At 56.8% G+C, this 14,250-nt stretch carries 16 protein-coding genes; 6 read left to right on the forward strand and 10 right to left on the reverse strand.

Annotated features, from left to right (window positions below; all coding sequences use genetic code 11):
- The first annotated feature begins 71 nt into the window (after positions 1 to 71).
- A complete protein-coding gene (gene mutY, locus ACR3FC_RS07735) occupies positions 72 to 1,127 on the forward strand; it encodes an A/G-specific adenine glycosylase (protein ID WP_480474163.1) in 1,056 nt (351 codons plus the stop codon).
- Positions 1,128 to 1,188: 61 nt separating this feature from the next.
- Entirely contained in the window at positions 1,189 to 2,325 is a 1,137-nt protein-coding gene (locus tag ACR3FC_RS07740) for an alkane 1-monooxygenase (protein ID WP_480474164.1), read from the forward strand.
- Between the two features lie 65 nt (positions 2,326 to 2,390).
- Here the strand turns inward: ACR3FC_RS07740 and ACR3FC_RS07745 are convergent, their stop codons facing one another.
- The 4 genes from ACR3FC_RS07745 to ACR3FC_RS07760 form a co-directional block, all read right to left on the reverse strand.
- A complete protein-coding gene (locus tag ACR3FC_RS07745; protein ID WP_480474165.1) occupies positions 2,391 to 3,773 on the reverse strand; it encodes an adenylate/guanylate cyclase domain-containing protein in 1,383 nt (460 codons plus the stop codon).
- A 139-nt stretch (positions 3,774 to 3,912) separates the two neighbouring features.
- Positions 3,913 to 5,016: a DNA methyltransferase gene (locus ACR3FC_RS07750; RefSeq protein ID WP_480474166.1), complete on the reverse strand. Its 1,104-nt coding sequence runs from the start codon at positions 5,014 to 5,016 to the stop codon at positions 3,913 to 3,915.
- Positions 5,017 to 5,123: 107 nt separating this feature from the next.
- Positions 5,124 to 5,741 (reverse strand): ribonuclease HII, encoded by a 618-nt coding sequence (locus ACR3FC_RS07755; RefSeq protein ID WP_480474167.1) that lies wholly within the window; start codon positions 5,739 to 5,741, stop codon positions 5,124 to 5,126.
- 110 nt (positions 5,742 to 5,851) lie between these two features.
- Positions 5,852 to 6,310, reverse strand: coding sequence for a hypothetical protein (locus ACR3FC_RS07760; protein ID WP_480474168.1), 459 nt, complete (start codon positions 6,308 to 6,310; stop codon positions 5,852 to 5,854).
- Between the two features lie 176 nt (positions 6,311 to 6,486).
- On the opposite strand from ACR3FC_RS07760, the gene ACR3FC_RS07765 reads away from it, so the two are divergent.
- The 3 genes from ACR3FC_RS07765 to ACR3FC_RS07775 all read left to right on the forward strand — a co-directional run bounded on the left by ACR3FC_RS07765 (position 6,487) and on the right by ACR3FC_RS07775 (position 9,126).
- Complete coding sequence (locus tag ACR3FC_RS07765; RefSeq protein ID WP_480474169.1) at positions 6,487 to 6,774, forward strand: hypothetical protein; 288 nt, start codon at positions 6,487 to 6,489, stop codon at positions 6,772 to 6,774.
- The gene (locus ACR3FC_RS07770; protein ID WP_267365085.1) at positions 6,746 to 7,447 is read left to right on the forward strand and encodes a winged helix-turn-helix domain-containing protein; all 702 of its coding nucleotides are present in this window, start codon (positions 6,746 to 6,748) and stop codon (positions 7,445 to 7,447) included. The genes ACR3FC_RS07765 and ACR3FC_RS07770 overlap by 29 nt, the downstream gene beginning before the upstream one ends.
- 104 nt (positions 7,448 to 7,551) lie before the next feature.
- On the forward strand, positions 7,552 to 9,126 hold the full coding sequence (locus ACR3FC_RS07775) for a DUF427 domain-containing protein (protein ID WP_480474170.1): 1,575 nt from the start codon (positions 7,552 to 7,554) through the stop codon (positions 9,124 to 9,126).
- Positions 9,127 to 9,202: 76 nt separating this feature from the next.
- Here ACR3FC_RS07775 and ACR3FC_RS07780 read toward each other — a convergent pair whose 3' ends face one another.
- The 6 genes from ACR3FC_RS07780 to ACR3FC_RS07805 form a co-directional block, all read right to left on the reverse strand.
- A complete protein-coding gene (locus ACR3FC_RS07780) occupies positions 9,203 to 9,997 on the reverse strand; it encodes a DUF1217 domain-containing protein (RefSeq protein ID WP_480474171.1) in 795 nt (264 codons plus the stop codon).
- Positions 9,994 to 10,395 carry a flagellar biosynthesis repressor FlbT gene (gene flbT / locus ACR3FC_RS07785; protein ID WP_267366588.1) on the reverse strand — a complete coding sequence of 134 codons (402 nt, stop codon included), beginning with the start codon at positions 10,393 to 10,395 and terminating at the stop codon, positions 9,994 to 9,996. The genes ACR3FC_RS07780 and flbT overlap by 4 nt, the downstream gene beginning before the upstream one ends.
- Positions 10,395 to 10,769, reverse strand: a complete 375-nt coding sequence (gene flaF / locus ACR3FC_RS07790) for a flagellar biosynthesis regulator FlaF (RefSeq protein WP_267366590.1) — start codon at positions 10,767 to 10,769, stop codon at positions 10,395 to 10,397. The genes flbT and flaF overlap by 1 nt, the downstream gene beginning before the upstream one ends.
- A 77-nt stretch (positions 10,770 to 10,846) precedes the next feature.
- Positions 10,847 to 12,058 (reverse strand): flagellin N-terminal helical domain-containing protein, encoded by a 1,212-nt coding sequence (locus tag ACR3FC_RS07795; RefSeq protein ID WP_209505009.1) that lies wholly within the window; start codon positions 12,056 to 12,058, stop codon positions 10,847 to 10,849.
- Between the two features lie 210 nt (positions 12,059 to 12,268).
- Positions 12,269 to 12,628, reverse strand: a complete 360-nt coding sequence (locus ACR3FC_RS07800; RefSeq protein ID WP_480474172.1) for a flagellar biosynthesis protein FlgN — start codon at positions 12,626 to 12,628, stop codon at positions 12,269 to 12,271.
- Complete coding sequence (locus ACR3FC_RS07805; RefSeq protein WP_480474173.1) at positions 12,618 to 12,893, reverse strand: rod-binding protein; 276 nt, start codon at positions 12,891 to 12,893, stop codon at positions 12,618 to 12,620. The genes ACR3FC_RS07800 and ACR3FC_RS07805 overlap by 11 nt, the downstream gene beginning before the upstream one ends.
- A gap of 110 nt (positions 12,894 to 13,003) precedes the next feature.
- Here ACR3FC_RS07805 and ACR3FC_RS07810 point away from each other — a divergent pair, with 110 nt between their 5' ends.
- A complete protein-coding gene (locus ACR3FC_RS07810) occupies positions 13,004 to 14,248 on the forward strand; it encodes a flagellar hook-length control protein FliK (RefSeq protein ID WP_480474174.1) in 1,245 nt (414 codons plus the stop codon).
- The last annotated feature ends 2 nt before the right edge of the window (positions 14,249 to 14,250 follow it).

Below are 14,250 nucleotides of genomic sequence, written 5' to 3' on the forward strand. Positions count from 1 at the left end.
ACTCCTGCGCCGCTATTGTAATAGGCAGAACACCGGGTGCCAGCGAAACCTGACAGGGAGACGAATAAAACTTGCGTGATTCCTTTGAATTCACCGCCAGCGCTGCGCTTCTGGAGTGGTATGACCACAACGCTCGCGCCATGCCATGGCGCACAGGACCGGCAGAGCGCGCCGCCGGGGTACGCCCTGACCCCTATCGGGTCTGGTTATCCGAAGTGATGTTGCAACAGACGACTGTAGCAGCGGTGCGGGATTACTTTCTGCGCTTCATGACACGTTGGCCTACGGTTCAGGCGTTGGCCGCCGCGCCGGATGAGCAGGTCATGGGGGAATGGGCCGGTCTTGGCTATTACGCGCGTGCGCGCAACCTCTTGAAATGCGCCCGCGCTGTGACACGGGATCACAATGGTCAGTTCCCCGATACATATGATGCGCTGCTGACGTTACCCGGCATCGGCCCTTATACGGCTGCGGCAATCTCGGCCATCGCCTTCGATCAGCCTGAAACGGTTCTGGATGGCAATGTCGAACGCGTCATGGCCCGATTTTACGACATCCACGCGCCGCTGCCTGGCTCGAAACCCCTGCTGAAGGAAAAAGCCTCAGCGCTGACACCTTCTACTCGGCCCGGTGATTACGCACAGGCGGTCATGGATTTGGGGGCCACGATATGCACGCCGAAATCCCCGGCATGTGGCATTTGCCCGCTGCGCGAACCATGCGAAGCGCGGATCGCGGGAACACAGGCTGATCTTCCCCGAAAAACACCGAAAAAGCCCAAACCCACCCGTCGCGGTCACGTTTATATTGTGCGCATGTCAGATGGGGCCATGCTGCTGGAGCGCCGACCGGACAAAGGTCTGCTGGGCGGAATGCTGGGCTGGCCCGGAACGGAGTGGGCTGACGATCCGGTCGAGCACCCCCCGCTTGCGGCAGATTGGAAAATGGTGCCGGGCGAGGTGCGCCACACCTTTACGCATTTTCATCTGATTTTAAGAATCTGGGCCGCGGAAACCACCGGTCAGGATGTTCCCGAACACTTGATCGCAGTGGGAAAGCACAGCTTCCAACCCAGCGACCTGCCCACGGTGATGCGCAAAGCCTATGATCTGTGGAAAGGACAATAAGACCGCTGTGCATTCCTTGGCCTCGCGGCTAGGCTGTTCCCATCTAGCAGGAGCACCAGAGATGACCGCAACAGTCTCGTTGGCACGCTGGCAATCAGCATCACCCTTCTGGGTGTCCCTGCTGTTGATCCCGCTGATCTGGTTCACTGCTTTCGCGGGCGGATGGTGGGTTTTGCTGATCCCGATCTCGACCTGGTGGGTCTTTGCCGTGCTGGACCGGATCACCGGGCTCAACGTGGAAAATGCGGACCCCGAGACGCCGGACGGCGATCTGCAACGGTACATCCTGCTGACCAAGCTTTGGGCACCCCTTCAGTTCCTTACCCTGTTTGGCCTGATCTGGTACGCGAGCCACGGCAGCCAGCTTTCGACGCCTGAGAAAATCGGCCTGTTCTTTGGCATGGGTGTTATCTCGGGTACGGTCGGTATCAATTACAGCCACGAGCTGATGCATCAGAAAAGCCGTTGGGAACGCTGGCTGGGCGATATCCTTCTTGCAATGGTGCTTTATTCTCATTTCCGGTCCGAGCATCTGCTGGTCCATCACCGTTATGTAGGAACGCCACGCGATCCGGTGACGGCGCGATACAACGAAGGGTTTCACCGCTTTTACCCTAGGGTGTTGCGGCAAAGTCTGGTCTCGGCCTTCATCGCCGAACGCGGAAAACTGGCCCGCAATGACCGACCCTGGACCGACCGCTCCAACCCGTTCTGGCGTTACTGGGCGTTGCAATTGGGGATGCTAGCACTGGCGTCGCTGATCGGAGGCTGGTCAGGTCTGGCCCTTTTTCTGTTGCAGGCCGGTGTCGCGATCTGGCAGCTGGAATTGGTCAACTACGTGGAACATTACGGCCTGACCCGGAAACATCTGGGGGACGGGCGGTATGAACACGTCCTGCCCAGGCATTCCTGGAACGCATCACAGAAGGCTTCAAACTGGTTGCTGATCAATCTGCAACGCCATTCGGATCACCACTACAAACCAAACCGCCGGTTTCCGCTGCTTCAACACCACACGCCCGAAAAGGCACCGCAACTGCCCTATGGCTATCCCGTCATGACTGTGGCTGCGATGATCCCACCGCTGTGGCGGCGGGTCATGAACCCGCGGGTCCGGGAATGGCGACGCCAGTACTACCCCGAGATCACCGATTGGCACGCCTATAACAAGGCCCTGAACCCGGTACCTGATGCGTAACCGATGCGCAGCCCTGCCCATCAGGCTCGGCGCTTAGGGTGCTGTTCTGGTGGGGTGTACGGTCCTCAGCCTTTCATCACCCAGATATCCATCGGTGTTTCCACGCCGCGCACGGATTGATCGGTAAGCTCTGCAAAACCAGTCATGGCGACCGACGCAGACTGGTTTTCCTCTGCAATCCGCACGCGCACGGCATCACTGACCACGATACGCGCCTGCAAATCACGCGTCAGCGCCTCGAGCTTGGCTGCGACGTTGACGGCATTCCCGATGACAGCAAATTCAAGCCGGTTCGCACCAATGTCGCCCAATACGACCGAGCCATAATGCACCCCAATCCCGACGCGGATTTCCGGCTCTCCCGTCCGGCGGCGGTCCAGGTTCCATCGATCAATCACGCCGACCATCGCGCGTGCGCATCCCAGCGCATTGCTCGCGTCCAGCGGTGTAGGCACCGGGGTGCCAAAGGTCGCCATCAGACCATCCCCCAGATACTTGTCCAGGGTTCCGTGGTGGCGAAAAACCTCGGTTTCCATGCGGGCGTGAAAGCCTCGCAGCACTTCGATCACATCATAGGGGTTACGCCCGGCCGCGTATTTTGTAAACCCGACGATGTCGATGAACAGAACGGCCACATTCTCTTTTCGGACCCGTTTCAGCGGCTCGTCATTCTGGCTCAGCTCCTCTACCACGTTGGGCGAGAAATAGCGTGACAGGTTGGCCCGTTCCCGTTCCAGCCCTGCGTTGCTCATTAATAGCCGGTTCAGCCGCTGCATCGAAATGCCCAAAGTCACGGCCACCATCATGAACACGATCACCTGCTGGATGCGCAGAGGCGCCATGAAACTGTTCGGATCCAGAAGCTCGGCAACATCTGGGTAGCCTTGCAGGGCGGCTGCAACTTTTTCGCTGATCCCCGGAATAGGCGTTGCGACCCACGACGCAACGATCCAACCGATCGTCCACATCATCGCCGTCCAGGTTCCGATGGCGATCACGGTCCGCCAGGAATAAGCCAACGTGCCTGCGGCCAGAATGACGAAGAAGTACTGAAAGTTGTCGAACCGGTATTGCATGGCCAATGGCCTGACATCATCGCTGAAGGGATTGGGCACGATCATCCCGAGCGTCATGATCAGCAGGTCGACGAAAATCAAAAACAACTCGCCCCGCGATTGCCCGACACGACCTGCACGGCGGATCAACCACCCGTTGCCGCAGATCAGCAGCAGAATGAAGTGATACCAAAGCACCTCCCATTGCGGGTTCAGAAAAATGAGCAGCACCGCAGTCAGCGCCATCGCCACCCATCGCGCACGCACAGCCAGTTCCAGACCCTCGCGCTTGTGCCGTTCCAACGCAGCCTCGGTATATTTGTTGTCCAGATCAAACGCATCGGGCTGGGTGAAAAACAGGCTTCGGCGGGGCTGTGCGGTCGTCTCGGTCATGGCCGTGGTCTTTCTTGCAGAGGCTTGGCAGCCTTATGCAATCACTGTTGAAGGCAAAACAAAAGACCCCGCCGGTTGATCGGCGGGGCTAGGTATAGTGCCATGTGTCAGGCCACAGGCACCGGCGGTGTTCGTGAATTCAATTGTGCATTTCTGCGCGGATCTGTTGCCGCAGGATGTCAATCGGTACGGTCTTGCCGTCCCGTTTGAAGCACCAGTATGTCCAGCCGTTGCAGGACGGTGCGTTTTCCAGATGCGCGCCGACCTGATGGATTGACCCTTTGACATTGTCACCCACCAGCGTTCCGTCCGCACGCACCTTCGCCTTGTGACGTTGGTTCATGGAATAGAGCTCTTCACCCGGGCGCAACAATCCGCGCTCGACCAGCTGACCGAATGGCACGCGTGGCTCGGCACGTTTGCTGGCGCTGACTTCCAGAGCTTCGCGATCAAACTTGCGGACCTTGGCGATGCGTTTTTCAGCCACCTTGCGATAGCTTTCCTCTCGCTCGATACCAATGAACTCGCGCCCCAACATCTTGGCGACGGCCCCGGTGGTTCCGGTACCAAAGAACGGGTCCAGCACCACATCGCCGGGGTTGGTCGAGCCGACCAGCACGCGGTGCAACAGCGATTCCGGTTTTTGCGTCGGGTGCGCCTTGTCGCCGTTTTCGTCCTTCAGGCGCTCATGCCCGGTGCAAATCGGCAGTACCCAGTCGCTGCGCATCTGCACACCTTCGTTCAGAGCTTTCAGCGCCTCATAGTTGAAGGTGTATTTCGCGCCTTCGCGCTTGGACGCCCAGATCATCGTTTCATGCGCATTGGTGAACCGCTTGCCGCGAAAATTCGGCATCGGGTTCGACTTACGCCACACAACATCGTTCAGGATCCAGTATCCGGCATCCTGCAGCGCTGACCCCACGCGGAAAATGTTGTGATAAGACCCGATCACCCAGATCGCACCATTGGGTTTCAGCAGACGATGTGCCGCCTTCAGCCATTCGCGCGTAAACTGGTCATACGCCCCGAAGCTTGCGAACTGATCCCAATGATCATCCACCGCATCGACCTGCGAATTATCCGGACGATGCAACTGACCTTTCAATTGCAGGTTATACGGCGGGTCCGCAAAAATCAGATCCACGGACGCCTCGGGTAGACTGTTCATCACATCGATGCAGTCCCCGGAGAGAATCGTGTTTAAAGGGAGCGCTTTTGCGCCCTTTTTGGTGGTTGTTGTCATATCACTGCCTCAAGTGTCCACGGCGCTTTTGCGCTCATTTGGTTGAGACAAGGATGAGTCAAAGTCGATTCGCCGTCAAATTCTTTTTTGAATCAGCAACTTACGATTTACTCTTGATACAAGATATTGTGCACCGGTTTGAACGAACGCCTATGGTGTGGGGTCACGCCAAGATTTCGCAGCGCTTCCTTGTGTTGTTTTGACGGATAGCCCGCGTTGGTTTCCCACCCATAACCCGGATGCTGTTGCGCTAAATCCACCATCACCTGATCGCGCCAGTTTTTCGCCAGGATCGAAGCAGCCGCGATCGACACCGATCGTGCATCGCCCTTCACAACGGCCTGTGACGGAATTCTCAGACCCTGCGGTATCAGGTTGCCATCAATCAGCAGAAAATCAGGTGCCGGGGTCAACGCCTCTACCGCGCGCATCATCGCCAAGTGCGACGCCCTCAGAATATTGACCTCATCAATTTCGGCTACAGAAGCTTCGGCTACCGCGAACTCAGCAGTGTTTCGAATCTCAGCGTCCAGCGCAGCCCGGCGTTTTGCGGTCAGCTTTTTCGAGTCATTCAGGCCGTCAGGAAAGTGCTTCGGGTTCAGAATCACGGCGGCAGCCACAACCGGCCCGGCCAATGGGCCGCGCCCGACCTCATCCACACCGGCGATACGGATGTGGCCCATGTCCAGCAGCGCCTGCTCAAGTTCGAAGTTTGGCATTGTCATTCCCTTGGAAAACCGCGTTTCGCGTAGCACCGCAAGAAGAAAAGAGAGGACGGCCCACACCACCCTCTCTCTCACGGCACTTCTTTGGCGCCCTTCCTGCTCAACCCAAACTACTGATAAACGACGCGGTATCCCTTCTGGCGCAGGCATGCAGGTTCATAGGCCTGCCTGACCTTATTGCCATTCCAGAAACCGACCTTGCACTCTTGCGGCAGGCTATTGGCATGTTTGTAATGTTTCTCGAGACATTTCGGCCCAAGCAGTGGATGATCCTGCGAATACCCATCATAGGTGCGCAGGCAGCGCTGGGGCAGGTCGTAACGCGCCACATGCGGCGGCAACGGGCGCACTGGCTGCGCCACATATGGTGTATGGGAATAGGTCTGTTGACGCGTCGCCCGGTCCTTTTTCTTTTCCTTGTTATAGTAATGAACACCGGCACCGATAATTGCGATGGCCGCCAGCCCCCCAAGAATGTCCTTTGCGTCGGCCGCCTTCGCCTGAGAAGCTGAAACACCGGTAATCGCAACTGCGGTTGCAATGATCAAAGCGATGAATTTCTTATGCATGATGCCTGTCCTTTCGGATGTTCGTGCGACCGTATGACGGACCGCGTGCTGATTGCCCTGAAAGTGGGGACACCTGCGCCAGACAAGCAATAACGGCCCGGTGTTATCGGATATCAGGTGCCGCAATCCCCTTGAGTTATTGAATATCGTGGCAACTCATGCGCAGGATGCGGCCTATGAAACAGATCCTCTCTTCTCTGACCTTTGCGGCCCTGTTATCGCTTGGTTCTGCTGCGACAGCGGCAGATTGTTATGCGGACTACAAAGCCAAGAAGGACAACCCGCTGCGTTTGCATTACGGCGTCATGCAGGTCACAAACTGCGACAAGGGGCAGGCCCGGGCAGAAATCGCCCAGCGCCTGAGCGCATCAGGCTGGACCTTGCTTGAAGTGCAGTCCGTTTTCGGGCCGGAAGGGTTGGATCAGAGGAAAGGCAATGCCGGACAATTCTATCTCCGTTTCTGATGCACGTCGGTCGGGTGTCCGCCTGGTTGTGCTGGGCATCGCGGCCATTGTCGTCATTCTGATCACCGCTGCCGTTTTCCTGTTCTGGACCTTGCCAGACGCAAATGCGTTCAACGCTCGTGTCGAACGGCTGTTTGTCGAGGCCGATCTGACGTCACAGACCGAGATTCGCCTGCTTGAAATTCTGGCCCAATCGGGTACCGCCTTTGCTGACACCCTGTCCAGTTACCGGATGGTGATCTATGTGTTGCTGGTTTTTGCCAGCGCGATGATGATCTCGGCGTTGGTCTTTCTGGTGATGCTGGTCTTGTTGAACCGGCGCATGGCGCAGATCGAACGTACCGGCATTCAGGTGACGTCGCTGCTGATCAGTCGCGAAGAAAACACTGTCTACCTTAACAACATGGATTTCAAACTGACACCCGCCGCCATGGAAACCCTGTCGATTCTGGCGGAATCCCGGTTGGATGACGAGGTGTTGTCCGGCGCCCAGATCGAGGCCATGATTTCCGGTCGCGATGCTGCCGATTGTGACGAAGCCGCTGGCGCAACACGGATCAAACGGTTGCGCGATGCGCTTGGCAACCAGATGGTTAGCGAACTGCTGGTCAAGAATATTGCCAAGAAGGGGTACATGCTGTCGATCGAGAAGGACGTCATTCAAATGGTCTGATGTTTTGACGCGTCGCTTGCACCCGGTAAATTCCCGTTGCAGCCTCTTGGAATGTCAGATGGAAAGCCCCATTCTAAACAAACCCCAGGCAGAGGAGGTCGCTTATGAACGTCCACGCCGCGCCACAGATGAATGGATATGGAATCTCGGTTGAGCCGCTGGATGGCAGGATTGCCATTTACCGGAACGACATTCTTTTGGCTGAAAGCACAAATGCAAAGGTGATGTATGAAACGCGTTTGCCGCCAACGATTTACGTTCCCCGCGCAGATGTATGTGTGGATCTGAGCGAAGAAACAGACCTGCAAACATTCTGCCCGTTCAAAGGCACCGCCACTTACCACGACATCCAACTGGCCTCGGGGCCTCTGACCAATTCCGTCTGGGCTTATGAACAAGCCCTGCCGGAAAGCGCGGATATCCGGGGATGTATCGGGTTTGTGTCCGGCGCCTACACCCGGATTGACCTGGGGGACAATCGCCTGCGCGAGCCGGACGACGGCAATATCAGCGGACCTCTGATCGACTGGCTGATGCGCGGTGCTTCGGCCGCGACCACTCCCGAAAGCTTTACCAAGGCATTGGCCGAGAAGATGCTGGAGCACGGCATTGCCATCCAGCGGCTGAGCATTCTGGCATGGTCCTTGCACCCCCTAATCGCGGGCAAACACTATATCTGGGAAAAGGATCAGGACGAGATTCTGACCCGCGCCCCGACCTACGAAATCTATGATCACCCGGCTTTCATCAACAGCCCGTTGCGCCATGTCTCGAACGGGTTAGGCGGCGTACGGCAAAGGCTGAACGACGATAACCCGCATAACAGCTTCCCGATCATGGAGGAGTTGCGGGACAAGGGTGCCACCGACTATGTCGCGATGCCGTTGCCCTTTTCTGACGGGCGAACCAACGTTCTGACCCTGACCTGTGACCACCCCAACGGCTTCACCACCGAGAATCTGGGCCTTGTATTCGAATGCTCCTCGGTAATCGCACGCTTTTACGAAGTGTTCATGCAACGCGAGAATGCGCAGGTTTTGCTGGAAACATATGTTGGAAAACGCTCTGGCGCACGCGTTCTGGGGGGCGAGATCCGACGCGGTGACGGGGATGAGATCGACGCGGCAATCATGTTCTGTGACCTCCGCAACTCGACAAGCCTCGAAGAGAAACTGGGGCGGGGCACGTATATCAGTGTTTTGAACGAGTTCTTTGAAACCGTCTCGGGTATCGTTCACGAGAACGAAGGCGAAGTTCTGAAATTCATTGGTGACGCTGTTCTGGCGGTATTCCCGGCAACCGATGAAAACGCCAGCGCGGCCCGTGCCAACGCACAGCGCTCGGCAATCAAGATCGTCGAAACATTGGGTGAGTTGCGCAAAGCAGGTACGGGCATACATTGCGACTGTTCGATTGGTGTGGCTTATGGGCGCGTCACCTATGGCAATGTGGGCTCTCGTGAACGTCTTGATTTTACGGTTATTGGACAAGCGGCCAACATAGCAGCGCGGTTGGGCGAATATGGGAAAACCGAAGGGCATCGCATAGTCGTTTCCGAAGATATCGAGCCTGCCTGTTCTAACGCTATACCGTTAGGCGCGGTCAACCTGCACAACGTGTCTCGACCCGTTGTATGCTACGCTTTGCACACCACGGCCGACGAGATTTTGAACGGTTAACATGTGGTTTGTGCAGGTTAAACGAGAGACGTCGGATACTTGATTGCGGCCCGGGCTTTTGCCCCGTGTCTTCTGATCACACGGCCCCAAGCAAGATCAAAGCGGTCTGCGCTGGCGATATCGTACTCTGAAGACCCGCGATTTGACTTCTGGCCAGATAGGTGTCGGTCAGTTTCTCAACTGCTTTCTGGTCCGAAAACTGTGCCAGATCATCCGATCCAGTCAGATTGAATAGCCGGCTTTTGAACTCGACCAATTGTTTGTCGATATCCAGTTGGGCGAATGACTGCGGTAGCCCAAGCGCCGTTTCCATCATTTTGCGCAGCGGGGGCAATCCCATAAGATCGAACCATTTCGTATCTGTACTGCTTCCGCTTTTCGCCAGATCAGACAGCTCGCGCTGGGCATAGAGCGAAATGCGCATCGTCTCATCCGACTGTCCGACCGCTATCTCAAACCGCGCAGACAGATTGGCCTGGGCTATCTGTTCCATATTGGTAACCAGCACCGTTTTTCGAACAGCCCCCGGGCCAAACCCGAAAGCATCCGAAAATTCCCGGTACCGTTTATCTGCCAAACGATTGGACAAAGCGTCCTCCGCCTGGGTTCCATCCTCCAGAATTTTTCGGATAAAGAACCGGTTGTCCACATCCGCCTCCAACCCAAAGGCACCCAAAGCGACCTGCAACAATCTGCGGTTCGAAACCAACTGTTCGGCGGTCTTCACTTTCCCAATGTTGTCCAGGAAATACTTCGTCTCCCTCTCATTCACTGCCGAAGACGAGAAACTTTGAAACTGACCTTGATAAGTACGTTGCAGAAACCGCCAGCCGACGATCCCGCCAGTGGGGATGACCGGTTGAAAGCTCATTGCTGATAGGCCATCAACCGTTCTTCGCGCGGAAGAAGCGAGCGAAGTGACTTGAGGCATTTATAGTATTGCTCGGCCACCAGAGCGTCTGTTGCCTCGGACAACACACGGCGACTGTCTGTATCTGTAAAAACCTGGCTCAGCTCTTCCACGCTGCGCAACAGGTGTTGACGCGCCCGAGCCGGATCCATGTCTCCGGACAGAACAAGTTGCGCGGCATAGCAGACACGGCGCACCGGAGTATTTACTTCATCCGGATGTATCGCATCGCGCAACCGCAGGACATTGGCCTGCGGCGTCATGATTGAAAACCGGCCACGGCGGTCGCCGTTTTCAATCACGACACCATTGATCAGCACTCTTTCCTTCGGGGCGAGTTTCAAAACCAGCCCGCTCATCAGGTTGCCCTCATCTGGCGCAATCCGCGCAAAATCGCCGTGTTTATTTCAAGCAATGGTTCGATGGACGCGCCGTCCGCTAAAATGCGGCTGCTGTGCAGTTCCGTAAACTCGGCAAGGTAGAAAATCCTGGCGCGAATATCGTTCGGCAAAGCGTTTGCCGAATCCGCGACACCTGTCGCCAACACCCCCCATAACCGGCGGTTCTCGTGCACGGCCTGAACAAACGCTGAGAAGTCCGTTGCCTTGCGCGCCGTGGCCGCCTTGAGACGCCGTGTAATTCTGGAAATTGCCTCATATTCAGTGTCACGGGGCGTTCGCGTCGGCGCGGCGGCTTGCGCATAGGTGTATTGAGCGAGGGTTTGCGGGGTCACTTGAAATCCTTCCAAAAAGCCGTCGTCAGTTAGTCACGACCGGGGTGCGAAAACCGCGCCCCGGACCGCGTTGCGTATTAGCGGAACAGCGACAGGATCGACTGCGGTGCCTGGTTGGCGATCGAAAGCGACTGTGTTGCCAACTGCTGCTGCACCTGAAGGGCCTGCAAACGCGCCGAGGTTTCTTCCATGTCAGCGTCGACCAGCGCACCGATACCGGATTTGAACGAGTCAGAGAGATTCGAAATGAACTCTTTCTGGGTCTCGATACGACCCTGCGCCGAGCCAAAGGCGGCCGAGGCATCAATCGAAGTATCGATAAGCGATTCGACAGCCGCCAACGCAGCGGTTGCCCCCGCACCTGTCGACACATCAATACCTGCCAGCGCGCCCAAACCACCGGCACCCGCATTCACGAACTGAGCCGAGAACGAGATGTCAGATCCTGTGCCGTTTGTAACCGACAACGTACCCGCAGTGCCGGAGTCGTAATCGACGGTCAGGCCGGTAATTCCCAGCTCTTCGATCTTCGATTTCAATCCGACAGCAACAAGGTCACCGGTCGTCGTCGCAGCAGCATCTTCCGCGGAAACGGTATAGGAAACAACCTGATCGTTAATGGCGACGACAACCTTGTCTCCGGCCGCGAAAGCGCCGCTGGATTCATCGGTCACCAACGCCGTCGCGGCCGTTGCACCATTGTCAATGGTTGCCCCCACGCGGTCATTGCCGGTCGATGCGCCGGTAGAGCCGTCGAAAACCTGTTTGGTGACATATCCACCGGTCGACAGGTTCTGCCCCGAGACTGAGATTGACGACGCAGTCACTGCCCCGGTGTTGTCCCGATCCAGCGATGCGAGGATCGATGCAGAGCCGGTCGAGCCGTCAACAAGGTTCAGACCGTTGAACTGGGCCGCGCTGACAACCGATGCGATCTGATCCTTCAGTGCGGTCACATCGTCATTGATCTTACCGCGATCAACGTTGTCTTCCTGCGCCGCGACGATCTTGCTTTTCATCTGGGTCAAGAGGTCGGTGACAGTTTCAGACGCATTTCGCGCAACCGCAACAGTCGATTCGCCCAGCGCGAGGCTGTCTTTGATCGCGTTAAAGCCCTTGACGTCGGACTCCATCACTTTCGAGATCGCCCAAACCGCCGAGTTGTCCTTGGCTGTCGCGACGTCCTTACCGGTCGAAATCGCGTTCTGGGTCATCGCCAGGTTCTTGTTGACCGACTTGAGAGTTTGCAGCGCAACCATCGCGCCATTGTTTGTCAGAATGCTGGACATAGCTTTTATCCTTTTGCCTTCGGGCGATTTTCGCCCATGTTCACCCCACAATATCTGCGGGCATTGGTGTCTTTCTGACTTGTGCGACGCGCCGCGTGGCTGTTCGCGCCACCTGATGTTTCCAGGTGCAGCATCACTTTTGAGCCCGATCCCCTAACGGAGTGCTAAAACGCCCGAACCAGGTGTTTCAGATTTGAATCAAACCCAGGCCTATGCGCGTTTTTCCAGCTTTGCCGTATTTCGAACGGAAAACTCACTTCGTTGCCCATCCGCGCCGTACGTGCTGAATTCCTGCCGAACCCGTCGCAGTTCAGCCATGCGGCTGGCGACGGCCCGAATCCCGTCGGCGGCACTGTTCAGCAATGCCTGATTGCGTTCGACTTTCTGCTGAACCCGCATGAGTGCATCGCTGTTCAGCACCTGAAGGTCGTTGATCGCGCCAATCAGTTTTTCTTTTTCCGGCACCATATGCGTCAGACGATCCAGATCACCCTGCACAAGCGCCGCACGCTCCAGATCCAGAACTTCTTCCAGAGATTTGATCAGTGCCATGTCGACCTCAGACGTCATCGGTTTTCTCCATCAAAGATTTCAGCAGAATTTCTGATAAGCCCACTCCGCCAGCCCGGGCCAGTTGCCGGGCCTGATGCTGAACTAGAAACGAAGAGAACTGGTCTTCACCGGCCCCGCCACCGAAGGACTGGCGCGTTTTGCCCAATCCGGCGGACTTCATCATTTCGCTGAGGAATGCGGCCTCCAACTCGATGGCCGCGCTTTTTAGTCGGGTCTGAGTCAAGGGCGTTTGAACCGCCTGGGGAAATGTCGAAACCTGCATGGTATTCTCCGAAAATGCTTCGAACTTTCTCGATCAAAGGTGAAAGCGGTTAAAATAAACGTAACTTCCTGCGGGCAGAGTTCTGATCAGTCACACGGAGCCAGAGCAAAATGCCCAAACCACTAACGCTGGCGGCCGCAGCGCCAACAGCAACTGCGAAACCCAATTCGCCCGCAAAAGAACCGGGTCGTGCTACCGGGGTGGGCAGTTTCGAGGACATCCTTGAACAGGGAAACGAAACAAGTCCCGCCACCGACAATACGGTTTTGGACGCTTCTATCGAAACCACCGACGAAACTGCCGAGATTGAGGTGGAGGCCATTCTGCCAAACACGGCTGAGGCATCTGTCGTGGCGATTTCACCTCGGGCACCAGAGTTGGCAGATAACATTTCACCGCAGACCGAAATTGTCGGAACGTTTGAAACGCCTACGGCGAATACGGTGCATCCCGCGCCGTTTATACCTGCTAGGGCGGATATCCCCGCAACGGGCACGACAGAACCGGAACAAACCGTTGCGTCAACGGGTCTACCCCGTCAGACCGACATTCAACCCTTTGTGCCTGGGCAACCAACCGAAAGGCAGGTTCACGCCGCTTCGACCCAGGTCGTGCCTGCCCAAAAACCCACAGAGGCTTTGCCTGTTTTGGGCCAGCCACCCCAATCTAAGGACCAGACAACCGGGGTGAAAACCGAACGGCTCCTTGAAAGCACAAAGGCGGCGCCCGAGACAGCAGAAGTCGCTGCCACGCCCAAGCCGACAAATCCAAACCGCGCGACACCGGTTGCGCAGCTTCAACTGATCCTCAACTCAATCGAAGCGGAACAGGCGACACCGGCGCAGGAGGTTGACGCGGGGTCCATCGCCTTAAACGAACCCGTTCAGCAAGCCCCCCGCGAGGTGGCACAACACACGGCGATACCCTCTCCGTCCGCCCGTGCTGAAATTGCTCGTGCTATAGCCGGGCAATTGGCGGCAACGATTCAGACCCGACCGGGAACCGGCATCATGGAAATCTCGCTAAGCCCCGAAGAACTGGGGCGTGTATCCATTGTGCTGAACGGTAGGGATGACGGGCTCCAGATGACAATCGCCACCGAACGCCCGGACACGATGGAACTTATACGCCGCCACCTGTCCGTTCTTACGGAGGAGTTTCAGAAACTGGGCTATGGAAACCTGAACATCGATCTGGGGACTCCGTCGGATTCAGGTGCACGGGATAAACCGGCAAATGAATTCGACGCTCAGGCCACACCGGAATCCGAACTGGTTCGGAACGTACACCTCGCGCAAGCCACGCCACATCCACAAACTCCTGCTCCGGTCAGGGGCATCGATATGAGATATTGAAA

Source organism: Ruegeria sp. AF3 (genome assembly GCF_056536285.1).